Genomic DNA, 23,942 nt, shown 5'->3' on the forward strand with positions numbered 1-23,942 from the left:
GTATCGGGGACGGCTCGCCCGCCCACCAGAGGGAATCTTCGCGCGTCTCATTTCGCGGTCTGCGCTTCCCGTGAGGTTACGATGGCGTCGGCTCCCGGAGGCGGCGTCGGCGTCAGCTTCTTCCGGCGGGCGGCGACTTCGACCAGGGACGGCTCGGCGCCCTGGAGCTTCAGCAGGGCGGCGACCCCCCTTCTGGCGACCGGGCCATGTATCAACGCCGCCGCGGTCAGGGCCACGATGGCGAGGTCGGCAACAACCGACGGTTTGGCGGCATAGAACAGCCCCAGCCTGCTTTTGCCGGGCCGGACCAGCTGGCTGTAGGCGATGTCGGGGTCGGCGGCGGTGGCGACGATGTCGCCAAGGTCCGAATAGACGATCGAGGCATAGTCCGTCACGCCCGGTCGTACGGCCAGCAGTCCGCGTTCGACATCGGTGTACAGGGCGACCTCGCGAGGCACCTGTGGGCGGGGACCGACCAACGACATTTCGCCTCGAAGGACGTTCCAGAGCTGGGGCAGTTCATCAATCTTGGTCTTGCGGAGAACGGCGCCGACGGGGGTTATCCTGGGGTCGTTGTGACCCGTCGTGTCGCTGGTGCTGCCCGGGGCCGCCGCGGACATCGAGCGGAGCTTGAAGAGCTGGAAAGGGATCCCATCCCTTCCGACCCGCACCTGCCGGTAGATCGGGTGCCGCCCGTCGTGCATCCAGACGAGCAGGGCCGCGATCGCAATCACCGGACTGCCCAGAAGCAGCAGCCCGGAAGCGACCGTCACGTCGAGCAGTCGCTTGGCCGCCATGGAGGCGCGGGCGGTCGAGCCAAGGTCAGATCCCCGGGCCGTCATGCTGAACCGGTTGACGCCGGGTTTCGCGCCGCGCTGCCCAGTGCCGACAACTGCATCAGGTCTTCAGCCGACAGCGACCAGTCGAAGGCGCCGCTCATGTCGCTGACCTGTTCGGGAGACTTCATGCCGATCAGAGTCACGCTGGTGGGATGAGTGTCGAGAATCCACCTGACGGCGAGCTGCGCCACGGTGCGGCCGGGGTATTTCGGCGCAAGGGTCCGGAGCAGGGCGACCGCTTCTTCGCGACGAGCCTTGCCCTCGCCGTGAAACGCGGAATAGGCGTCGCGCGAACGCCTGTCGTTGGGATCGAACGTCGTGTCCGCCGAATATTTTCCCGACAGGGCTCCCTGGGCGAGGCTCCCCCAGGACAGGAAGGTCAATCCCCCCGCCTCGATCGCCCTGATTTCCGCGCAACGCTCCCGGTGGATGAGATTGTATTCCATCGAGAAGGAGACCAGGCCCTCGACAGGATCAGAGGAGATCTCCCGCGGGTCCAGATTGGTCACGCCGAAGGCCCGGATCTTCCCCTGGCGCATCAGATCCTGGAGCGTGTCCACGATGTCCGGAAGGGGCGTCGTCTGATCCCAATAGTGAAGCTGATAAAGATCGATCCGGTCGGTCCGGAGCCGTTTCAGGCTGCCCTCGACGGATGACCGCACCCAGGCGGCGCTGTTGTCATGGAAGGTGGTCTCGCCGTTGCGGCGAACCCCGAATTTCGTGGCGAACACCACCTCATCGCGCCGGGCTTCGAGAACCTCGCCAAGCAAGGCCTCGGATTTTCCCAGGCCGTAGATGTCAGCCGTGTCGAACAGGGTGACGCCCGCGTCGAATGCCGCGTTGATCGCGGCCTTCAACCGTTGCTCGTCTGTGTCGCCCCAACCGTGGCCACCCAGCGGACATCCACCGAACCCGAAGCGCGATACTTCAAGGCCGCCGCCCAAGCGAACATATTCCATCGGCCACCACGGTTGTTATCCCCACGCCGGAAGGCGCGGGAGGCAGGGTCAGGCCGCCTTGCGGAACCAGCGGCCGCCGCGGCCGTCCGAACACAATGTAACATTCAGGCCGTTTGCAGCCACGAACTCATCAACCGCGCGTTTCGCTCCGATGCAGCTGTCATAGTCGTCGATGATCACGACGCCGCCCGGCTGAACTTTTTCGAACAGGCCTTCCAGGCAGACCTTCGTGGACTCGTACCAGTCGCCATCGATGCGCAAGATCGCCAGCTTCTTGATCTCGTCACGTGAGGCCGGGACGGTGTTCTCGAACCAGCCCTTCACATATTCGATCCGGTCTTCGGGCAGTTTGAACTTGCCCAGCGTCACGGCCCGAACTTCTTCCAGGGCGCCGAAGCAGGAGCCTTTGGGAAGGGGGCGGACATGGTCCCCGGTGTCGCCGTTGGCGACGAAATCACGTTCGCCCGGCTCGGGCAGCCCCTCATAGGAGTCGAACAACCAGAGTTTGCGCGGCGGTGCGCCGGCGGCGAACGCAGACATGCCCAACAGGCTGGCGCAGCCGCCTCTTGCGACGCCGAGCTCGGCGAAATCGCCTTCGACGCCGGCGGCGTTGACGCTCTGGGCTGCCCGGTCAGTGGCTTCAAGCCCACCGGCGCCCACCAGCGAATACGGCATCACCGCGTGAACCCGCTTCACCCGCGCCCACTGCTCCGCATTCAGGAACTTCAGGGTCAGGAAATTGCCGACCCAGTAGCCGGTCCTGACGACTTCCTTATAGATGGGGAAGGTGGAAGCGTAGAACTTGTCGAACGTGCGCGCCGGCAGGACGGCTTCCAGCAGCTTCAGAACAGGCTTCAGGAAGACTGCCTTCATCACGACGCCAAACGAGCGCTGAGGAACGGGTGCGACCGGGAAATGGCCGTCAGAGGCTTGATTCATTGTCATGGGGCTCTCCTACAATAGGCCATACCGCAGGTCTACAGCCGCTGGTCATCAAAATTTTGGGCCTGAACGTTCAAGTTGGGCCCCTCGACCGTTTGGGTGAAAATAGAGGAAGAAAAGACACACTCCGGGGTCGGGTATCTTTCACTAAACCTTCACAGGGCAGAGATCGTCCAAGGTCAACGGGCATCGCAGTCGCCCTGGGCGATATTCGTTGCCGGTCATTCTCCGATCGCGTCTTGCGGCGGACTTTCAATCGATCAACCGGGCGGCCGGCAAGCTCATCGCCAACGCATCAACCACCTTGTCTGGGATCGCTACAGGTTGCATAAGACGCCCTGTGTCGTGAGGGATGCGTCCGTCGTCTTGCGCGGAGCGGCAGCCGCGGGGCCAGTCGTGGGCCGCGGCCGCTGGAGGTGAGTTGTGATGCCGGTTATTGTTGCCAAGCTGACCGCAAGGTCAGCCGTCCGCGTGCTCGCGCTCATGCTTGCCTACAGCATGGTGTCATTCCGCGACATCAATCTTGTCGTGCTGGGCGAGGCGGTCCGGGTGATCTGGCCCTACCTCACGGTCTTCGCCGTCTCGGGTCTGGGCTACGATGTGGCGACCCGCAGCTGGCGCAGATCCTGGCGGTTCACGTCCCTGAGGGACATCTTCGTGGTGGCCCGCAGCGCCACGCTGATCGTGCTCGTGCTGTTGCTCGCCGTTTTCGTGCTCGACCGCGGGGCCGCCCTGCCCCGTTCGGCGCTGTTCCTGACATGGATGCTGGACATCGGTATTTTCGGCGGGCTGCTCATGCTGCGCCGGGCCGCTCACGAGAAGACCCTGACCGACGTCTTCGCCCCGTTCCTCGGACGCGCCCACATCCCGCACCATCCGCTCATGCTGATCGGAAGCCTCGAATCCACGGATTCGTTTCTTCGGGAGCTCAATCGTGAAAGCGCGCCGAAATATCACCCGGTCGGCGTGATCGCGGCCCACGCCGGCGACGTCCGCCACGAAGTCCGGGGCGTCCGCGCCCTCGGCAGCGTGGACGATGCGGACCGTCTCCTTGAAGACTTTTCACGCGGCGAAGGTGAGCGGTCGGTGCTGTTCCTTGACGGGGCGCTGGCGCCGGCAGACCTCGACGCCGAGCTGCTGGCGCGGCTTCGCCAACGCGGCGTGCGGCTTTTGCGCATGAACCGTGTGACTGACCTCGACGCTCCGTTGGGGGTGCTGTCATTCCGCGAACTCGACTTTAACGAGCTGTTGTCCCGCCCGCCGGTGGTGCTTGACCATGAACGGGTGCGCCGCCTTATCGCGGGCAAGCGCGTTCTGGTGACCGGCGCCGGCGGCAGCATCGGCTCGGAAATCTGCCGTCAGGTGGCGGCCCTTTCCTGCGCGCACCTCGCGATGCTGGACCACTCTGAGTCTGGCCTGTTTGGCATTGAGCAGGAGATCTCGGACGCCTTCCCGACCCTTTCGCGCGCACCGCGCCTGGGCAATGTCCGGGACGCCGACCGCATTCGCTCGATCATGATCGACGAACGACCGGAGATCGTCTTCCACGCAGCGGCCCTCAAACACGTCCCGCTGATGGAGTCCCACCCCGGCGACAGCGTCCTCACCAACGTCATCGGCAGCGCCAATGTGGCTGACGCCGCGGTAGCGGCCGGCGCCCGCAACTTCGTGTTCATCTCGACGGACAAGGCCGTCGATCCTCCCAACGTCATGGGGGCGACGAAGCGCCTCGCTGAACGAACCGTCTGCCAGCGCCGACGGGTCGGCGGTCCGCGCATCAATGTGGTCCGGTTCGGAAATGTTCTCGGATCGGCGGGATCCGTCGTGCCGACCTTCCTGACCCAGATCGCCCGCGGCGGGCCGGTGACGCTGACCCATCCGGACATCGAGCGCTACTTTATGACGATCCCGGAAGCCGTCCAGTTGGTGCTGCACGCCACGGCCAAGTCGGACGTCGATGACGTCGAGGGCGTCCTGGTGCTCGACATGGGCAAGCCGGTGAAGATCATCGAACTGGCCCGGAGACTGATTGAGCTTCACGGCAAGACGCCGGGCGTGGACATCGAAATCAAGGTCACCGGCCTGCGTCCCGGCGAGAAGATGACCGAAGCGCTGTTCGACACCACGGAGACGGCGAGAGAGTGCGAACCCGGTCTGCTGGAGGTCGTCGACGACAACGCCCACGTGCGCCTGTCAGACAGCGAGTTGCGACAGCTTGAGGCCAAGGCGAGAGAAAAGGACGACGCCGGTATACGGCTGATGCTCTTCAATCTTTTGATGAAGCTCCGCGATCCGGGCGAAGGCAAGGTGAGGCGATTGACCCGTCCTGCCTGACCAAGGCTCAGGCAGGTTCCAAGGCCCGCACGAAAATCCAAGGGGAGTCGGGCGGTCCCTAATGCTTTTATCTGCCCTTCCAACATGATAGGCAACCGGCCACCAATCCTTCAGGCGAGACTAAATGTTCCGAAGATTTAAAGTCCTTGCCGCCCTCGCGACGGCCGCCGTTCTGGCAGGCTGTGCGGGGCCCCGCATGGATATCAACGAAATGACGGCGGCCCAGCCGGTCGATCTCCAGACCGTCCGGGAGGTCGCCGCGCCGACGAACGAATATCGTATCGGCGTGGGCGACAAACTCGACGTCCGGGTGTTTCAGGTCGCGGATCTGTCCTTTGAGGAGCTGGTGGTCGACACCTCAGGCAATATCAACCTGCCGTTGATTGGCGCGGTGCGCGGCGCCGGCCGGACCGCGGGCGAGATGTCGACCGACATCGCCGGGCGCCTGGCGGCTCAGTACCTGCGGGATCCTCAGGTGACCGTCACCGTAACCGAGGCGGCGAGCCAGAAGATCACGGTTGACGGCGCTGTCACCAAGCCCGGCGTTTACGAGATGCGCGGATCGACATCCCTGCTCCAGGCCGTAGCGATGGCGGAAGGCCCCACCCGGGTCGCCGATCTGACCAAGGTGGCCGTTTTCAGGAACATTGACGGAAGGCGTTCGGTCGCCGTTTTCGACCTGGCCGCGATCCGTCAGGGTCGAGCGTCTGATCCGCAGGTCCTTGGCGACGACGTGATCGTCGTGGACACCTCGCGTCTCAGTTCCGCTCTTCGGGAGGTCGTGGGAGCTCTTCCAGCCTTCGCAGCCTTCGCGTACTTCTGACGCCTTCGTAGACTCTTCGTATGGGACGGGGCGCGATCTTTCCGGATTCGCTCCGCTCCGGCCGAGAGAGCCGGTACCGGCGATTTTATGGTACGCAATCACGGGTGCGATACGCGCTACCCGAAAATCATGCGGTTAGGCCGCAACTTGTGATGGACAGCACTGATGTTGGGTGACAATTCTTTCTCTGGAGATCAGGGACCCTGGCCTGAGAAGGGGGCGACCAGCCCTCGGGAATTGTCTTCGGACGCTGCCCGCGGAAGCGGTTGGGCGGACAAGTCGGAGGAACTCCCGCTTGTCGATCTCGCCACCTATTGGCGGCTGGCGCTCAAATATCGTTTCCTGATCATCGGTTGCTTCCTCGGCGCCCTTGTCGTCGGCGCGACCCTCACGCTGCTCATGACGCCGATCTACACGGCGCAGGCGACTCTCCAGATCGACCGGGAGGCGGCGCGAGTCCTCGACTCCGAAGATGTCGCTCCCAGAGAAAACATGATGCAGGGCGAGGAATTCTTCCAGACCCAGTACGGCCTGTTGCGTAGCCGGTCGCTCGCGGAACGCGTGATCGAGAGCCTCGGGCTGGCGAGTTCCAACGCCGCCCTTGAAGCGATGGGTATCGAGGCGCCTGAAGCCGGAGGCACTGCCGCCTCCCAGGCCGCGCGCCGCAAGGCCGCAGCCCTTGACGCCCTCCAGGCCAACCTTAGCGTCTCCCCCGTTCGCGGCTCGAGGCTGGTCGCGGTCGGCTATGACAACCCCAACCCCGTCGTCGCCGCGCGCATCGCCAACGGTTTCGCCGAGAATTTCATCCAGTCCAACCTGGACCGGAAGTTCGAAAGCTCGGCATATGCCCGGCAATTTCTTGAGGAGCGGATCGCCCAGACCAAGGAACGGCTGGAGTCCGCGGAACGGCAGCTGGTCGCCTACGCCGCCAACAATCAGATCATCAACGTCGGCGAGCCCAGCGAAGGCGCTGCGGCGGGCGGCGCGACCGAGTCCTTGACGTCCAACAATCTGGTCGCGCTCAACAGCGCCCTCGCCCGTACCCGCGCCGAACGCGTCGCCGCTGAGGAACGCTGGCGTTCCGCCCGGACGACCGAGCTGATGACCCTGCCTGAAGTCCTTCAGAACCCGTCCATCCAGAGACTGACGGAACAGCGGGCGGTCCTGGATGCGGAGTACCAGCAAAAGCTCAGCATCTATCAGCCGGACTACCCGGAAATGGTCCGTCTGCGGGCCCAGATCGAGGAAGCTGAGGGCCAGATTCAAACCATCGCCGGCAATATCCGCAGCTCCATCCGCAGCCAGTATGAAATCGCCGCCAGCCAGGAGCGCTCGCTTCAGGCCCAGGTGAACGGGCTGACGGGCGACGTCCTCGACCTGAGAGACCGGTCGATCCAGTACAACATCCTCCAGCGCGAACTGGATACGACCCGCACCCTCTACGAAGGTCTGCTGCAACGCTACAAGGAGGTCGGCGTCACGGGCGGCGTCACCGCCAACAACATCTCGATCGTCGATCTCGCCACCCCGCCGGACTCGCCGTCGAAGCCCAATCTGCTGTTGAACATGGTGTTTGCGGCCCTGCTCGGCCTCGGCCTCGGCGGTCTGGCGGCCCTTGTTCTGGAAGCGCTCGACGAGACTCTGGCGACACCCGACGATGTCGAGAAGAAGCTGGGCATCGCGGTGCTCGGGGTTGTTCCCCTGCTCGAGAAGGGAGAGACCACCGCCAGCGCGCTTTCCGACATCCGATCCGGGTTCTCGGAGGCCTACTATTCGCTTCGAACGGCGCTGCAGTTCTCGACCCCCGACGGCGCGCCCAGCAGTCTGCTGGTCTCCAGCGCCCGTCCGGCCGAAGGCAAGTCAACCACCGCCTATGCCGTCGCGCTCAACCTCGCCCGCGTCGGCAAACGGGTCCTGCTGGTCGATGGCGACCTGCGCAATCCGTCCATGCACCGCGTGGTGGGCGTGGAGAACGAGCGCGGCATGAGCAACCTGCTCTCCGGCTCGGCGGATCTGGCTGGGGTCGTGCAGCACACCCGCCAGGAGAATCTGTTCTTCATCCCCTGCGGCCCCCTGCCGCCCAACCCGGCCGAACTCTGGGGCGGTGACCGACTGCGCCAGTTCCTGACCGAGACGCGCAACAATTTCGACCACGTGATCGTCGATGGTCCGCCGGTGCTGGGCTTCGCGGACGCCCCGATGCTGGCGGCCGCTGTCAGCGGCGTCCTCTTCGTGCTGGAATCCCGCGGCACCCGCCGGGGTCAGGCGCGCGGAGCCCTTCGGCGCATCCAGGTGGGCCGGGCCAACCTGCTCGGTGCGGTGCTGACGAAATTCAGCGCCAAATCGACCTCCTATGGCGGCTACGATTACGCCTACGACTACCATTACGGCGCCGAACCTGAAGCCAAGGGCGGCAAGAAGGGCAAGCGGGGTTGAGGGACCGGGCGGACACGTCCGCCGCCCCTCGCCGGCTTTCGGGCTTGGGGGACATCGCCTCCTATGGCCTGGTGGTCGGCGCGATGGTCCTGGGCTGGCAGATCGCGATCCAGCCCCTGATCCAGAGGGCGCCCGTCGAGATCGCGGTCCGCCTCGCCCCCGGATCGCCGATGGTCTTGCGGCGGGCGGCGGAATCCGAGCTGACCGCCGGGCGTGTCGACAACGCCGCGGCCCTCAGCCGTGACGCCCTCATCCGGTCGCCCTTTGACGTGCGGGCGCTTCGCGTCCTCGGCCTGACCGAAGCCCGGGCAAGGCGCGAGGATGCGGCGGACGACATCCTGACGCTGGCCGGAAACTGGAGCCTGCGGGACGACCCCACCCATGCCTGGCTGGTCGACCGCCGCCTTCGGCGCGGCGACTACGCCTCATCCTTCGCCCACGCCGATACGCTGGTTCGGCGACGGGAGGACATTCAGCCCCAGGTCTTCCGGCTGTTCACCGCCGCCGGCGCCGCGGATCCGCAGCGATCCCTGCCGGTTGTCGCCCGATTGCTCGCCGCGCGCCCCCCGTGGCGCATGGCCTACCTCAACAGCCTGAACGAGACGCCGCAAGGTCTCCAGGTGGCCGCGAGCTTGGCGATCCTGCTTCAGGCTGGCGCCGCGCCCTTCACCAACGATGAGTTACACCAATTCTACAGCGCATTGGGGAATGCGGGGAGTATTGAGAGCGTACAGACTATCCGACGGCGCTTGAATCGCCCTCCGATTGATACTGCAGTAACCAATGGCGGCTTCGACGAGGCGGACCATCCCGCGCCCTTCCAGTGGCGGCTCTATGAGAACGCGGGGATTGTAGCGGAAATCGCCGCGGATGACCTCAACCCGTCCAACGCGGCCCTGCGGGTCGATTACGACGGCTATGCCACGGGCACGATTGCCGAGCAGCTAACCTACCTGACGCCAGGTGCCTACCGTCTTACCGCCGCCGTCAGGAGCGAGACCGGGAACCCCAGCGTCCGACTGGCATGGACTCTCTCATGCGCCACCGGGGGGGGTGAGAAGGTCTCAGTTCCCACTGCAATTCCTGACGCAACCGCCAACACCTGGACGAACCTGTCGGGACGGTTCGAAGTCCAGGCCAGCTGTCCGGCGCAATGGCTGAGGCTGGAGACCCGGTCGGGCGACAGCCGGGCCCCGAACGCGGTCTGGTTCGATCGGATAGTCATTTCCCCTGCCAGTTGAATTCCGCACCATTCAGTAGCCGGGTGTTCGGCTTGAATCCGTATTGCTTTTGGAACCTTCGCCCCCTATACACATTCTCGATAGCTCGCGGGTCCGCCCGTCGTACCAATAGAATCCAGGGGATCAACGCATGCGTAAGACCATTGCTGCCGTCACGGCGGGCTTGCTGCTCGTAGCCGGCCAAGCTGCCGCCGCCAATAATTCAGCCGTCACCCGCGTCGGTGACCGCGTCGGCGCCAGCGCCGAAGCCAATTCCGAGTTCGCCGGTGTGCCGATTTTCGTGCTTCTGATCGGCGCGGCCGTTCTGGTCACGACGGTCGTGGTTGCGACCGACGACGGTGAAAGCGACTAAGACGGACTGCGGTCGCGCCGCGTTCTCCAACCAACTGACATAGCGCGTGCCGAAAAATACCTGGAAGGGCCAGTGGGACTTAGTCGCGATTTCGGCTTTGGTCCTGCTGGCCTTTTCCATTGCCTTCGGCGGCGCCAGCCGCAACCACGCTCTTCGTCTGGCGCTTGTTGAACTTGCGTCCCTGCCGCTTCTGGTGCTTGCAGCCCGGCGGCTGATTCTCTCCGGCCTGTGGCGCGAGCATCTGTTTTCGCTTGGCTTGTTGGCGGCGATCGTCGCCATTCCGCTAATCCAGTTGATTCCGCTCCCCGCGGCGGTGTGGACCAGTCTTCCCGGCCGTGACCAGATGGTGCTGGCCCTTGAGCTCGCCGGTCTGGAGCCCGGCTGGGTGCCGTTGAGCCTGACCCCCGACCGAACTTGGGGATCAGTCCTGGCGCTGGTGCCCCCCGCCGCCCTTTTCCTCGCCATGCTGTCGCTGTCCCATCTCCACAGGCAGCGGTTGGCGCAGTTCTATATCGCCGCAGCCATCGCGGGCATTCTACTCGGGGCTGCCCAACTGGCCAGCCACGGCCTCTACCTCTGGGATTGGGGGGAAGCGGGCCAGATCAGGGGCTTTTTCGCCAATCGCAATCACCTGGCGTCCTCCCTTCTGATCGTCCTGCCCTTTGCAGTCATATTCGGCGCAGCGACGCTCAGACAACGCGATCAACGGACAGCGGCGCTGTGGTTCGGCGCTCTCTTTGCGGGCCTGGTCGTCGTGGCTCTTGCGGCGATCCGCTCGCGCGCGGGCATCACCCTGTTCGCGCCGGTCATGCTGATCAGCCTGCTGGCCGCCTGGATCGCCGCCGGACGCGGCCGGCCGGGTACGGGTCTGCTGGTGATGATTGGTTCGATCGGAGCGGCGCTGACGGCCGTGGCGGTGCTGGCCCTTCCGCCGGTCCTCGCGCGGTTTGACACTGAGGGTGCACCCGAGGTTCGCCTCGAACGCTGGCCTCTGGTGGCGGAGACAGCCCAGACCTACCTGCCGCTCGGATCCGGCATCGGCAGTTTCGACGCTGTCTATCGCTCGGTTGAGCCGCTGGAGGAGTTGGACGGCAGCTTCTTCAACCAGGCCCACAACGACTACCTCGAGACATGGCTGGAAGCCGGCTGGCTGGGGATCGGCGTGATATTGGCGTTCCTGGTCTGGTACGCTCGAAGATGCTGGTCTGCGTGGAAGTCGCCGCCGTCCCGCGAGGGCGACCTGCAGCGCGCCGCCAGCATCGGCATTCTGCTCCTGCACTCCGCCGGAGACTATCCCCTGCGGACGATCACCCTGGCTGTCGTCTTCGCCATGTGTTGCGGCCTTCTCGAACTGGCCCGGCGAACCGACCAGGCTCACTGAGCGCGGCCGCATCGGGAGGCGACGACCGACCCGCGCAAAGGTCGGGACACGCCTTCGCGGCCGGCGTCCGGCCGCTCCCCAAGGGCGGCGAACTACCGAACGCCTTCGATCTCGGCGTGCGCGGATTCGAGCCGCTCGGTGTGAAGCACCACGCCCGCATCGTCCGTGGGCAGATATTCTTCACTCCCGTATCGGGCCTCCGACGTCCTCCGCGGGCCGATGGTCTGCAGGAGGCGTCGATCCTGCCTCTCCAACCGCACGGCGCTCAGCACCCCGGAATGGTAGGCCTTGGTATCCATCCCGATCCGGCGATGATCCGCATGAACGCGAGGGGTCGGCGTATGGCCATGCACGACCACGCGCTCGAACCCCGTCCGGCTGTTCAGGAATGGCTGCCGGATCCACATCAGATCCTCCGCGGACTGCCGGTCCAGCGCCACCCCTGGCCGTGCGCCCGCGTGGGTGAAGAAATAGTCCCCGACGGTCAGGCTCAGTTCCAGGTCCTCAAGAAAGGCCATCTCTCGCGCCGTCAGCTTGTGCCGCAGGTCAGCCGCCACTCGCGCCCAGGCCTCCGTCCGGTGGGCGAGATTGGGCACTCTCAGTCCATATGAGCGCAACGCATTGTCGCCCCCGTACTCGCACCATTTGGGTCCGGTGGAGGGATCGTCGAGAAAGCCCAGCATCGCCTGCTCATGGTTTCCTTTCAGAAACCGCCATTCGACGCCCTGGATGACCGGCAGATCTGCGAGAAACTGAAGCACGCCGCGGGAGTCTGGTCCCCGGTCAATGTAATCGCCCAGAAAGATCACCACCTTGCGGGTGGCGGCGCTCGCATGGAGATCGGCGGCTATTGCTTCCACCAGGGGCTTCAGAAGATCGAGCCGACCGTGGATGTCGCCCACGGCCCACACAACCGTTCCGTCCGGAACGGCCGGCGCCGCCGGCGCGGCTACCTGGGTTCGGGATCGAAAAAGCTTTGAAAGCATGGGCCTCTGAACACAACTGGGCGTTGGCGGCGGCTGTCGCCTTCCGTCGGAACGCTACGCCTCCTATAGCAGCGACGGTGTTGCGCAAGAAGGGCGGCATCGACTCAGGCGTCGAGAGAGCGCCACTTGAACCGCGGACCGTGCCGGGTTGCATCAATATTGCCAAAGTGTAAATATTGAGGCGGGGAATGTTGCATGGCTGAAATTCATTCGCAAAGTCTGCGCGCCGGCGATAGCTGGAACAGGGCGCCGCTGCGTGCAGCCGGGCTATACGGCGAGCTCCAGCCTTTGCCCCTCCCAGCGGGCGCGCCACTATCCTCCACGATGACGCGCCAGTCCCGGCCCAAGCCGGCTGTCACCGGTTAGGCGCTCCAGCGCCCTGCCAACGCCGCTCATGGGTTCACGCCGCTGCGGGTCGGCCGCCGCAATCTGGTAGAGCGCGACACCCCGGGGGACGGACAGCCCCCGGCCGAAAGCGCAGATCGGCTTATCTCGCAGCCTCGCTCAGGACCGCGTCGAGCACGGAGCAGGCCTTGGCCACTTCAGTCTCGGTCAAGGTCGGATGCACTAACAGGGCGATGGCGGTTTCGCCGAGCCGGCGCGCCGTCCGCAGCCGCTCCGCCGGCCGCCAGCCGGTGCCGTCGAAGGCCCGTTCCATGTAAACCTCGGACGCCGAGCCGTGGAAACAGGGGACGCCGGCCGCGTTGATGGCCTCGATGATCCGGTCCCGGCTCCAGCCTTCCGCCAACCGTTCCGGCTGCACGAAGGCGTAGAACCGGTACCAGGCGTGGTCGATCCCCTCGGGCGTCGCGGGTACGCGAACCAGGTCATGAGCCCGGCACGCCTCGGCGAGAGCGTCAGCGATGGCGGTGCGCCGCATGGTCCAGGCCGGCATCCGCTCAAGCTGGATCAGGCCGATGGCGGCCTGCATCTCGATCATCCGCCCGTTGGTCCCGAAGCTGTCGTAGACCTGCCGCGGACCTGAGGGACGGGGGCGCTCCTGGTTCGCGTGCCCGCTCTTGCCGTGGTCCTTGTAGGACCACATGAACGAAGAAAGGGCGGGGTCGTTCGTGGTGACCATTCCGCCTTCCCCGCCCGTGGTCATGATCTTGTCCTGACAGAAGGACCAGGCCCCGATGTGGCCGATCGACCCCACACTGCGGCCGCGATAGCGGGCGCCGTGCGCCTGGGCGCAGTCCTCAATCACCTTCAGCCCGTTCTGCGCCGCCAGGGCCATGATGGGATCCATGTCGCACGGCATCCCGCCGAGATGGACGCAGATGACGGCCTTGGTGCGCGGGGTCAGCACCGCCGAAATGGTCTCCGCCGTGATGTTCTGGCTGTCGGCGTCGACATCGGCGAACACCGGGACCGCCCCGGCGGTGACGATGCAGGAGGCCGAGGCCATGAACGTCCTCGAGGTGGTGATGACTTCATCGCCGGGGCCGACCCCAAGGGCCTTCAATGCCGCCTCCAGAGCCATCGTGCCGTTGGCAAGAGCGACGGCGTGGCGGGTCCCCACCCAGTCGGCGAAGCGACGCTCGAACTCGCGGCACCGGTCCCCGGTCCAGTAGTTGACCCGGTTCGAGGCCAACACGGCCGAGACCGCCTCGATCTCCTCGGGCGTGAACGACGGCCAGGGGGAGAAGGGGGTGTCAAGCATCGTCGTTCCGTTTCAAGGGCCGGGCTGGCACGCCGACCATAACCATGCCGTCGGGCGCGTCGGCCACCACCGCCGCGCCGGCGCCGACACGGACATCCCTGCCGATCGAGACGCCTTCGCGCACCGAGGCGCCGAGGCCGATCCAGCTGCACTCCCCGACGGTCGCCCCGCCGCCGAGATGAGATCCCGGGGATAGATGCACGCCGTCGGCCAGACGATCGTCGTGATCGACGGTCGCCCCCGTATTGATGATGCAGGCCTGACCGATCACGGCGCCGATATTGACCACGGCCCCGGCGAACATCACCGTCCCCGCGTCAATGCGGGCGTGTCGGCTGACCGTGGCCGAGGGATGGATCAGAACAGCCATGGCGGCGCCCCGCGCGACCAGCGCCCGGTGCCGCTCCAGCCGCGCCCGATTGGCGCCGATGCCGACGATGACTCCGTCATAGTCGCGGGCCCGCTCGAACAGGGCCCCGGTCGCGCCGACGACGGGCCACGGACCGGACGACGTCCCGACTCCCTCGTCGTCGAAAAACTCGATCCGGCCCCAGCCCAGAGCTTCCGCGCAGTCGGCGACGACACGGCCGTGCCCGCCGGCGCCGATGATCGCTAGGGAGCGCTTCACCCGATCAACCCTCGAACCTGTCGGCGGTCGCCGAGCCTGGAGCGGAAATGCCGTCTCGCTTGAGTATACGAGCAAGGGTCATGACGATAATCTTCACATCGAGCCACAAATTTTGTCGGTCGACGTACCAGACGTCGAGTTCGAATTTCCGCGTCCAGCTGACCGCGTTGCGCCCGTTGATCTGGGCCCAGCCGGTCACCCCCGGCCGCACTTCGTGGCGGCGCGCCTGTCCCGGCGAATAGAGCGGCAGATATTCCATCAACAGCGGGCGCGGGCCGACCAGGCTCATGTCGCCCCGAAGCACGTTCCAGAGCTCGGGCAACTCGTCCAGGCTGGTCGCCCGGAGCCAGCGCCCGAACGGCGTGAGCCGCTCCGCGTCCGGGAGGGGGGCTCCATCGGAATCCGTTGCATCGCGCATGGTGCGGAATTTTATCATCTCGAAAGGCCGGCCGTTCAGTCCGGGCCGGACCTGCCTGAACAGGGCGGGAGGGCCCATCATGCGACGCACCATGAGCCATACGACCCCGAGCGCCGGCGCCAGAATGAGGAGCGCTGACGCCGATATCACGATGTCGAATGCCCGTTTGACCGCAGCAGACCTGGTCATCTCGACAGCTCCGGCCGCTCAAGGCAGGCGCTCGTCGACGCCATGGCGGCCGCAAAGGAGAAACCGGCCTCATAGGCTGCGCGCGCGCGGCGCCCCATGCCGGCGCGCTGTTCCGGCGAGAGTCCCGCCATCTCGACCATGCCGGCGGCCACGGCGGCCACATCCTGGGGCGCCGCCGCCCGCCCGGCGTCGCAACCGGTCACGATGTCCGCCGCTTCGCCCCTCACGCAGGCCAGGATCGGCCGCCCCATCGCCAGGTAGAACTGGACCTTTGAGGGGATGGTGATGGCAAAGAGCGGATCATCAAGCAGATGGAGGATCAGGACATCAGCCGCCGCGAAAATGTCGCCGATCTGGGTCCGGGGGACAGCGGCCACCAACTGCACATGGGCCGTACCGAGCTCCTTGATCAGTTCCGCGAGCGACTGGCGTTCCACGCCGTCTCCCACGAGCGTCAGCTGGATATTGGGAACATCCTGCGCGGCGAGCAGCGTGGCGCGCACCAGGGTTTCCAGATCCTGGACCCGGCCGAGGTTGCCTCCGAAAACGATGTTGAACCGCCCCTCAAAACCCAGGGAGCCGACATCGAATTCCCCCCTCGCCCTCGCGGCGTCCTCATCCGCCCAGTTGAATATCGTCACGGCCTTGCCGGCGGGGACTCCTCGTTCGATGAGCGTCGCCGTCATCGCCCGCGACTGTCCGATGACCAGCGCCGCGCGGCCATACACGAACCCGCACATCCGGCCCAGAACCCCGCCCAGACGCTTGGCGCCGCCAAAACCGGATGCGGCGACGGAGTCCGGCCACAGGTCCTGGACGTCGAGTACGAAGGGGGTCCGCGTAAACAGCCCGCTGATCGCGGCCGCGAGACCCACGGTGATCGGCGGATGATAGACATAGATTGCGTCGAAACGACCGCCCCGCAGAACACAAAATATCAGCGCCGAGATGAAGAAGGACAGATAGTTCGCGGCGCGGCCCAGGCTGGAGGTGTCATGGCTTGGCGCCAGAAAGAGCCGGTGAACCCGAATGCCCTCCATGATTTCCGACGTATACGGTCCAAGCCGGTATCCCGGCGCCAACCTGCCCGTCGGGTAGTTGGGGAACCCCGTCGCCACCTCAACCTCGAAGCCTGCCTCGGCCAAACCCTGGGCGAAACGCAAGCCTTTCATGATGGGCTCTGGCTCAAACCACTGGGTAAGAAAAAGCACCCGGCGCGACAACGTCAATACTCATTCCATACGGTGCGTCGCACATAGTCAGTATAGCTGTGAATAATGCGCACGACTTTCTCTGACACGTTGGGCATCGAATAGTCCGCAACCGGACGGAGATCGCGAGTCTGGCCACGGCCTTGCGTCTCAATCAGGGCCAGCGCCTGCAAAACTCTTTCGGGGTTGAGGCCGACCATCATCACAGACGCTTCTTCCATGCCCTCAGGCCGTTCATGCGCCTCGCGGATATTCAGCGCCGGGAAGTTGAGGATGGAACTCTCCTCCGTGATCGTGCCCGAGTCTGACAGGACCGCGCGGGCCGACTTCTGCAGGCGCACATAGTCATGAAAGCCCAGGGGCTTCAGGAGGCGGATTTGCGGATGAAAGGTCGAGCCCTCGGCGTCGATACGCTTTTGCGTCCGCGGATGGGTGGAGACGATCACCGGACGATCATACGTCCTCGCCACCTCGTTCAGGACCTCGACCAGGCGAGGAAACGCGCGCGCGTCGTCGATATTCTCCTCACGGTGGGCGCTGACCACGAAGTAGTCCTGTTCCTCAAGGCCCAGCCGACTGAGAACGTCCGAGCTGTCGATACGCCCGGCATAGTGGGCCAGGACCTCAAACATCGGACTGCCGGTCTTGATGACGCGGTCCGGCGGAAGGTTCTCGGCCAACAGGTATTCGCGGGCGATGTCGGAATAGGTCAGGTTGACATCGGCGACATGGTCGACAATGCGGCGGTTGGTCTCCTCCGGCACGCGCTGGTCAAAGCACCGGTTGCCCGCCTCCATGTGGAATATCGGGATGTGGCGGCGTTTGGCCGGGATCACGGACAGGCATGAGTTGGTGTCGCCCAGGACCAGCATGGCGTCGGGCTTCTCAGCCTCCAGCACGATGTCGACCGCGGAGATTATGGCGCCGATGGTCTGGGCCGCACTGCCCGCGGCCACGTTGAGGAAGTGATCCGGCTTCCGCAGCTCCAGATCGTCAAAGAAGATCTGGTTCAGCTCGTAGTCGTAGTTCTGGCCCGTGTGGACCAGGCAATGGTCGGTCGTCTCGTCCAGCCGGGCCAGGACCCGGGACAGTCTGATAATCTCGGGACGGGTGCCGACCACGGTCACGACCTTGAGCTTCTTCATCGTCAGACCTTCATCGGGACGGTGTCGGGGTGAGCGCGATCGAATATCTCGCTGGCCCAGAGCATGACAATCATCTCCTGCTCGCCGACGTTGGTGATGTCGTGGGTCCAGCCGGGGACGGTCTCGACGATCCGGCCCTGCCCCCCCTCCGTCTCCAGATGGAAGGTCTCGCCGGAGACCATGTGGCGAAACCCGAAACGGGCGCGACCGGCCAGCACCAGAAATTTCTCGGTCTTGGTGTGGTGGTAGTGCTGGCCTCGCGTGACGCCGGGACCCGCCGTGAAATAGCTGAACTGGCCGCAGTCGGGCGTCTTCAGTATTTCGACAAACACGCCCCGGTCGTCGCCATGCCGCGGAACATCGTAGGCGAAGGCCGCGGGTTCCAGATAGCTGAGATAGGTCGAATAGAGGGCGCGGATCAGGCCCCCGCCCACGCGATCGGTCAGCATTGTCGTGCGGCTGTGGGGAAAGGCGCGGATCGTGTCCGCGACCTCGCCGACCGTGGTGCGATAGACGGGGTCCACCTCGGCGAAGGCGCCGCCGTCGAAGGGGTGTTCCGCCAGCGCCAGAAAAGCGGCGCAGACATCGTCCACATAGACCAGGTTGAGCGGCGCTTGCGGATCGTTGACCGTGATGTCCAGGCCGCGCGCGGTATTGTGACAGAAGGTGGCGACGGCGGAATTGTAGTTGGGGCGCGCCCATTTGCCGAAGACATTGGGCAGGCGGAAGATTCGCACCGGCGCCCCGCCGGCGGAATAGGCGAGCAGGAGGTCCTCCGCATCCCGCTTGCTGCGACCATAGGCATTTTCCAGACCGGCCTGGATCGAGGATGAAAAGACGACGGGAATCGGCCGTCGCAAGGCGGAGAGGCCCTCGCAAAGCGTGCGGGTGAAATCGACGTTGCCCGTTACAAATTCCTCGTCACGGGGCGGGCGATTGACCCCGGCCAGATGGAACACCAGGTCGGCCTGGTCCAGGGCGGCAAAAAGATCAGTCTTGGAGGCGTCCGACCCGATCCCGACAACGGCATGACCCCGTTCGGCCAGGCGGAGCATGAGGTTTTGACCGATGAACCCCCCGGCTCCGGTGACCACGATCGTCATGCTCAACTCTCCAGGGAGACGTGTTCACCGCGAACTGCACGCTGCATGAAGTCCAGCTTCATCAGCAGGGCTTTCATGCCTTCGACGTCCAGCTGCTGAGTGTTCCGGGAGTTGTATTCATCGCTTCGACCGGCGGTCGCCTCGCCCTCATCGAAGAATTTGTCGTAGTTCAGGTCCCGGTCGTCAGGCGGCACCCGAAAATAGTCGCCGAGGTCCTCGGACCGTGACCGCTCCTCGCGGCCCAGCAGGGACTCGAAGAGTTTCTCGCCATGCCGGACGCCCGTGGTCCTGACCGGATGATCCGGCCGGCCCAGCAACTCGAGCAGGGCCCGAACCAGGGTGTCGACCGTCGCCGCAGGCGCCTTCTGCACGAAGATGTCCCCGTTGGCGCCATTGGCGAAAGCATAGAGCACCAACTCCACCGCATCCTCCAGCGTCATCATGAAACGGGTCATTTCCGGATCGGTGACGGTGATGGGTTTGCCTGCCAGAATCTGGCTGACGAACAGGGGGATTACCGATCCCCGCGATCCCATGACATTGCCGTAGCGGGTGCCGCAGGCCACCGTTCCGCTGCCGTCGAAGGTGCGCGAGGTGGCGACCATCACCTTCTCCATCAAGGCCTTGGAGATGCCCATGGCGTTGATCGGATAGACGGCCTTGTCAGTGCTCAGGCAGATGATCCGCTTCACCCCCGCTGCATGAGCCGCGGCGAGGACGTTCTCGGTGCCGAGCACATTCGTGCGAACGGCCTCCATCGGATAGAATTCGCAGGATGGCACCTGCTTCAGCGCCGCCGCGTGGAAGCAATAGTCGACGCCGTGCATCGCCGCGGCGACGCTGCGTTCATCGCGCACGTCTCCCAGGTAGAATTTGAGCTTCGGATGCGCATAACGTCTGCGCATATCGTCCTGCTTCTTCTCGTCGCGACTGAAGACGCGGATCTCGCTGATGCCTGACGCCAGAAATTGACGCAGAACGGCATTGCCGAACGAGCCGGTGCCTCCGGTTATCAGCAAGACATTGTTATCAAACACCAGGCGGCTCGCTTCTTTTCAGCAACATGTATTTCGCGGTGAACACTCTAGCGGTCAACGTGCCCGGTCGCGGCGCCGCGTGCGCCGACGGGCTCCGCTGTAGCAGATTTCCGGTCCCGGGCCTGAGCGATCTGGGCCAGCATGTTTGTGACCGCGACATCGACGTTGAAGATCTCGTGCAGGGTCCTGCGACCGGCCGAGGCCATGGCCCGCCGGCGGTCGTCATCGGCAAGGATGGCTTCTATCGCTTCCAGCAACCGGGCCGGATCTCCCGCCGCGACCGCCAGGCCGAACCCGCGCGCCGCGACGAATTCGTCAAAGTCCGTGCTGGCCTCGACGGAGGCGGCCACAGGAAGTCCCGCGCGAAGGTAGTCGATCGTCTTTGATGGGAACGTCGGCACGTCGACGTCGGCGACCGTCGCAACCATGCCCACATCGCAGGCCGCGACCAGGGTCAGATATTCTTCCCGGCCAAGCTCGCTTATCAGACATACGTTTGAGGAACCGCCGTCGATGGCTTGCTGGACAAGCGGTGCAAGCGGGCCCCGTCCTATGAACAGGAAGACGAGGTCTGACTGCGCCCTGCGAGCCAATGCCGCGCTGGCGAGAATATCCTCAATGCCCCGGCCATGCGTGATCTGACCTCCAAACACCGCGATCGGCCGGTCCCCGGGCAGGCCATACATCGCCCGGACGCCGCCGGGATCCGCTGACGGGGCAAGCGACTGGGGCCCCCAGAGAGAAACAACGCCGGTCGCCTGGCCCGGCCTCAGCGCATAGTTTCTCGCCAGATAGTCCAGCCCGAGCGGTGACATACACCCCACGACCGTGAAGCGCCGCAGGAGCGCGGACTCCATCCATTGCGCCACCTTGAATATCAACCCGCCCGGCATGACGCCGATGGCGCGATGGTGAAACGGGAAGAAGTCAACCAGATAGGCATAGGAACCGACGCTGGCCGACCTCAGCGCCCAGCGCCAGACGAACGCTCCCAGCACGATGGGGCTCATGCCGATGACGATCGCGCCCGGAGTTTTCCCGAACTGACGCCTTCCCCTGTGGGCTGCGACGAAGGAAGACCCGCCCCATTTTGCACAAAGGGCGCCGAGCCGCCCCAGCCAGCTGAGGGCGAGCGGCGGCGAAACCAGCACTTCGACGCCATTGTCCTGGACATAGAACCTGGGGGTTCGATCCCCGGGGCTGTCCCATGGAAGATGGATGACGCGGACGCGGAATCCCCGCTCTGCGAACGCGTCGGCGAGATCATTGGTCAGGTATCTCGTGTCCGCAGAGTCGCCGAACTTCGAGAACACCATGAGGACCGTGGGGCCCGGCTCATTCATGGACGCTCTCACTTCCGCGGGCGTGCGATCCCCCGCCCTGACCCGGGCGCTGAGCCAGCAGGAACCGGATGCAGATCGCCGAAAACAGGACCCCGTACGCGGCGACATAACCGAAGTAGGGGGCGTCAATCCAACCCTGCTGTACGCCGATTCCCACGAAGATTCCGATGAGCGCTGCGCTCGCGGTCTCGATCCCCAGATACGTCCAGAGCCGGCGGCGGCCCAGGGCGTGATAGGCGGCGATGGAGACGGTCACTCTCAGGACGTCACCGAGCATGTACAGGCTGATCGCCGTGGAGGCCGACAGGTATTGCTGCGACAGGAACAGCGGCACGAGGATCGGCGCGCCGACCCAAAACACCGCCAGGGCCAGAACCATGACCGCCGAGCCGATGACGAACGCAGTCAGGGCGGCGGTGCGGTTCTCGGAAATGGTTCGGCCGGGCCCAGAGATGGTGGGCAGGTACCACTGGACCATGAACAGCCCGATCAGCTGTGTCGAGACGTCCGAAATACGGTTCGCCACCAGCCACTCGGCGAGGGCGTCGATCCCGAACGCCTCACGATAGAAATGCCGGAGCGCGAACAGGATGGCGGGCGTCACAATCGCGACCGCGATGAAGGCGCCGGAGTATCCCATCAACACCCGCACCTCCGCCCCGACCGCGTCCGCCCGGCCCCGACCCAGGGCGGGCGACGTCCGGGCCAGGGCCCAGGCCGTGACCGGCGTGACAAGCGACCCCCAGGCGAACGCAATCACGGCCCACCCCGCTTCCGCCCTGTACAGACAGACGGCCGCGGCGACGAACCCCGCGACCAGTCCCGCGGTCTGCGAGCCGACATTCGCGGTCAGCCGCCCTGATCCGATGAGGACCGCGCTGCACAGCTGTCCGGCGCCCGCGACCAGGGCGGCGACGACAAGCCAGGGGACCATCCAGGCCGCCGTCGCGCTGCCGACAAGGGCGACCGAAACCATCTCCCCCAGCAGAATGAGAGAGAGCACCAGGAGCGAGGCCGTCGCCCAGATCCGCCCCCCCGCACGGAAGGCGGTTCGCGCGGCGATGTCGCTGTCTGCGCTGGCGATCTGCCGGATCAAACCATTCTGGACGCCGCCGGACGCGACGAGGTTCAGCAGGGCCCACAGCATGACGAACTGGGAAAACAAGGCGAACCCGGCGACCGGGAGAAGCTCGGCGGACAGTTTCAACAGGGCAAGGCCGACAAGGACCTTCACGCCGAAAAAGACGCCCAGTAGCAGCAGCCCCTTATGTTTCGCCAGTCGGCCGCTGTCGGGAAAACTCACGAGCGGCTCGGGTCCCGGACCCGAAACCACAGCCAGGCAATGACCCAGAACACCACGGTTGAGTAGCCTTCAAGGGTTTGAAGTATCTGGAGATTCGCGGGAAAATATATCACCGAGAAGGTCGCGAGACAGAAGACGATCGCGGCGCTGTCGTTCTTTGCGAGAACCGCATCCATCCACGAGCGGCCCCAAAGCCAGGCGAAAAATCCCATCAGAACCACGGCGCCTGGAAAACTCACGTCATTGGCGATAGATGTGAGCATTGTTGACCAAAAGTATTCCTGCGGCCACCCGTCGTCGATATTCCTGTAATTGAATGTATTGAATTTGACGTTCGGGTCACCGCCAAGAACATCATAAATCCGGTTCAATGCCGAAGAGTGTCCCACGCCCCACGAAGACTTGAACGGCTTTTCAAGCGCGAGGCTCAGTCCGTAGTATCCATTGGTGATGTAGGCGACCGTCATGGTCGTGGCGAATCGCCCGCTGTCGTTCATGCCGACGATGAGGGGGTGGCTGTAGTCCGCGCAGGCGCCGGAGTTCAGAAAGCAGAATGCGCTGACCGTATTCATACGGTCTTCCTTGCGCTCAACAAAGACCGAGCCGGAAACTGTCAAAGCCGCGATCACAACCAGCGCGACCCGCCAACGCCGCGTGAGAGGACCAGATGGATTCAGAGCCGCTGGCGGAGGAGCCTCCTGCCTGTCCAACCGCTTTCGGGCGGTCGCGACGGCGAAGGCGCTGCCGCTGACGATAAGCAGGTCGGCGATTTCGCGGTCGGTGCCCCTGAGCGCGGAGAAGATCAGACTGCAAAGCACTGCGGAGAAAAAGAGCCCCCGATAGACCAGGCCCAGCCGGGACCAGTACAGGATGCCCAGCGGGACGACCGCCCACACGAAGGGCATCGCGATTGTCCTGAGGATAATGATCGGGCCCCGCTGGCCCTCGGTCACCGCGAGCTGACCGGCCAGGGAAGAGTACGCCGACCTTTGATCTTCAATGGCGGAAAGGAACTCCCAGGGCATCTTTCCGGTGTAGTAATAGGAAGATGGTATCAGGATAAGTATAGCAAGGATCGCCCCGGAAACAAAAACAGCGCGACTGATTTTTAGTGTTGATGCTCGGACAGGCTGACGTACGGCGGCACGAAAGCCATAGTTCAGGAACAAGCAAACAAGGACAAAATACGTAGCGATCGAAAAGTAGTTTTTTACCGGATAATCAATTGGCCCAAACACGAAAACCAGAAACGTTACCGCCAGGTAGCAAAGTGCAGCGTTTATAGGCACATGCCGGAGCCTGTCGGTCTCATCAGCGCCTGTTCGGGACTGGCTAGGCGCAGGCATTGGAAAACCGTTTCATTCCAAAGATGTGCCGGGACGGCGTGAGCAGTGGGCGTAGGAGGGTTTCCGTCCTCGACGCAAGCTCCGGTAATCTCTCAGCCATTCAAATTTCAATAAGCGCGGACGGGCGACCCGCTTGCGCTCTCCAAGGCAAGGTTCAGCATGCTGGCGGTCTCAAACTCGCAGCCCCTCCCGGATGCTGCAATCAGCGATGAAACGCCCTCCATCAATGAAGCGGTGAAATCGGGACCGCTCGCGATATTCTC

20 protein-coding genes are annotated in these 23,942 nt (G+C 64.5%); 6 read left to right on the forward strand and 14 right to left on the reverse strand.

Translation table 11 applies throughout. The annotated features are described in order from the left end of the window. Window positions 1-47: 47 nt before the first annotated feature. From QQJ79_RS00970 to QQJ79_RS00980, 3 genes are read right to left on the reverse strand one after another with little or no spacing between them, the layout of a single operon-like run. Window positions 48-797, reverse strand: a complete 750-nt coding sequence (locus QQJ79_RS00970) for a sugar transferase (protein ID WP_284220151.1) — start codon at window positions 795-797, stop codon at window positions 48-50. A 41-nt stretch (window positions 798-838) separates the two neighbouring features. Beyond that, window positions 839-1,798 carry an aldo/keto reductase gene (locus QQJ79_RS00975; RefSeq protein ID WP_284220153.1) on the reverse strand — a complete coding sequence of 320 codons (960 nt, stop codon included), beginning with the start codon at window positions 1,796-1,798 and terminating at the stop codon, window positions 839-841. Window positions 1,799-1,846: 48 nt separating this feature from the next. Further along, on the reverse strand, window positions 1,847-2,743 hold the full coding sequence (locus QQJ79_RS00980) for a TylF/MycF/NovP-related O-methyltransferase (protein ID WP_284220154.1): 897 nt from the start codon (window positions 2,741-2,743) through the stop codon (window positions 1,847-1,849). 423 nt (window positions 2,744-3,166) lie between these two features. Here QQJ79_RS00980 and QQJ79_RS00985 point away from each other — a divergent pair, with 423 nt between their 5' ends. The 6 genes from QQJ79_RS00985 to QQJ79_RS01010 all read left to right on the forward strand — a co-directional run bounded on the left by QQJ79_RS00985 (window position 3,167) and on the right by QQJ79_RS01010 (window position 11,307). Further along, the gene (locus QQJ79_RS00985) at window positions 3,167-5,074 is read left to right on the forward strand and encodes a polysaccharide biosynthesis protein (protein WP_284220156.1); all 1,908 of its coding nucleotides are present in this window, start codon (window positions 3,167-3,169) and stop codon (window positions 5,072-5,074) included. Between the two features lie 196 nt (window positions 5,075-5,270). Next, entirely contained in the window at window positions 5,271-5,897 is a 627-nt protein-coding gene (locus QQJ79_RS00990; RefSeq protein WP_284220157.1) for a polysaccharide biosynthesis/export family protein, read from the forward strand. 237 nt (window positions 5,898-6,134) lie between these two features. Then, entirely contained in the window at window positions 6,135-8,333 is a 2,199-nt protein-coding gene (locus QQJ79_RS00995) for a GumC family protein (protein ID WP_284220158.1), read from the forward strand. Between the two features lie 44 nt (window positions 8,334-8,377). Continuing rightward, on the forward strand, window positions 8,378-9,574 hold the full coding sequence (locus QQJ79_RS01000) for a tetratricopeptide repeat protein (RefSeq protein ID WP_284220159.1): 1,197 nt from the start codon (window positions 8,378-8,380) through the stop codon (window positions 9,572-9,574). A 130-nt stretch (window positions 9,575-9,704) separates the two neighbouring features. Continuing rightward, complete coding sequence (locus QQJ79_RS01005; protein WP_284220161.1) at window positions 9,705-9,926, forward strand: hypothetical protein; 222 nt, start codon at window positions 9,705-9,707, stop codon at window positions 9,924-9,926. A 46-nt stretch (window positions 9,927-9,972) separates the two neighbouring features. Further along, complete coding sequence (locus QQJ79_RS01010) at window positions 9,973-11,307, forward strand: O-antigen ligase family protein (RefSeq protein WP_284220163.1); 1,335 nt, start codon at window positions 9,973-9,975, stop codon at window positions 11,305-11,307. A 92-nt stretch (window positions 11,308-11,399) separates the two neighbouring features. Here QQJ79_RS01010 and QQJ79_RS01015 read toward each other — a convergent pair whose 3' ends face one another. The 11 genes from QQJ79_RS01015 to QQJ79_RS01065 form a co-directional block, all read right to left on the reverse strand. After that, window positions 11,400-12,209: a metallophosphoesterase family protein gene (locus QQJ79_RS01015; protein ID WP_284220165.1), complete on the reverse strand. Its 810-nt coding sequence runs from the start codon at window positions 12,207-12,209 to the stop codon at window positions 11,400-11,402. Window positions 12,210-12,780: 571 nt separating this feature from the next. Further along, window positions 12,781-13,956, reverse strand: coding sequence for a DegT/DnrJ/EryC1/StrS family aminotransferase (locus tag QQJ79_RS01020; RefSeq protein ID WP_284220166.1), 1,176 nt, complete (start codon window positions 13,954-13,956; stop codon window positions 12,781-12,783). After that, entirely contained in the window at window positions 13,949-14,584 is a 636-nt protein-coding gene (locus QQJ79_RS01025; RefSeq protein WP_284220168.1) for an acetyltransferase, read from the reverse strand. The genes QQJ79_RS01020 and QQJ79_RS01025 overlap by 8 nt, the downstream gene beginning before the upstream one ends. 4 nt (window positions 14,585-14,588) lie before the next feature. Further along, window positions 14,589-15,191, reverse strand: a complete 603-nt coding sequence (locus QQJ79_RS01030; protein WP_284220170.1) for a sugar transferase — start codon at window positions 15,189-15,191, stop codon at window positions 14,589-14,591. Then, a complete protein-coding gene (locus QQJ79_RS01035) occupies window positions 15,188-16,363 on the reverse strand; it encodes a glycosyltransferase family 4 protein (RefSeq protein WP_284220172.1) in 1,176 nt (391 codons plus the stop codon). Before QQJ79_RS01035 ends, QQJ79_RS01030 begins: the two co-directional genes overlap by 4 nt. Window positions 16,364-16,416: 53 nt before the next feature. Beyond that, window positions 16,417-17,547, reverse strand: coding sequence for a non-hydrolyzing UDP-N-acetylglucosamine 2-epimerase (gene wecB, locus QQJ79_RS01040; protein WP_284220174.1), 1,131 nt, complete (start codon window positions 17,545-17,547; stop codon window positions 16,417-16,419). A 2-nt stretch (window positions 17,548-17,549) separates the two neighbouring features. After that, complete coding sequence (wbjC, locus tag QQJ79_RS01045) at window positions 17,550-18,650, reverse strand: UDP-2-acetamido-2,6-beta-L-arabino-hexul-4-ose reductase (protein WP_284220176.1); 1,101 nt, start codon at window positions 18,648-18,650, stop codon at window positions 17,550-17,552. 2 nt (window positions 18,651-18,652) lie between these two features. Next, a complete protein-coding gene (locus QQJ79_RS01050) occupies window positions 18,653-19,669 on the reverse strand; it encodes a polysaccharide biosynthesis protein (RefSeq protein ID WP_284220179.1) in 1,017 nt (338 codons plus the stop codon). A gap of 65 nt (window positions 19,670-19,734) precedes the next feature. Next, window positions 19,735-21,030 carry a glycosyltransferase family 4 protein gene (locus QQJ79_RS01055; protein WP_284220181.1) on the reverse strand — a complete coding sequence of 432 codons (1,296 nt, stop codon included), beginning with the start codon at window positions 21,028-21,030 and terminating at the stop codon, window positions 19,735-19,737. After that, window positions 21,023-22,333 carry an MATE family efflux transporter gene (locus QQJ79_RS01060; protein ID WP_284220183.1) on the reverse strand — a complete coding sequence of 437 codons (1,311 nt, stop codon included), beginning with the start codon at window positions 22,331-22,333 and terminating at the stop codon, window positions 21,023-21,025. The genes QQJ79_RS01055 and QQJ79_RS01060 overlap by 8 nt, the downstream gene beginning before the upstream one ends. Beyond that, on the reverse strand, window positions 22,330-23,622 hold the full coding sequence (locus tag QQJ79_RS01065) for a hypothetical protein (RefSeq protein WP_284220185.1): 1,293 nt from the start codon (window positions 23,620-23,622) through the stop codon (window positions 22,330-22,332). The genes QQJ79_RS01060 and QQJ79_RS01065 overlap by 4 nt, the downstream gene beginning before the upstream one ends. Window positions 23,623-23,942: the final 320 nt, after the last annotated feature.

The sequence above is a fragment of the Brevundimonas denitrificans genome, from assembly GCF_030160755.1.
Taxonomy (GTDB): Bacteria; Pseudomonadota; Alphaproteobacteria; order Caulobacterales; family Caulobacteraceae; genus Brevundimonas; species Brevundimonas denitrificans.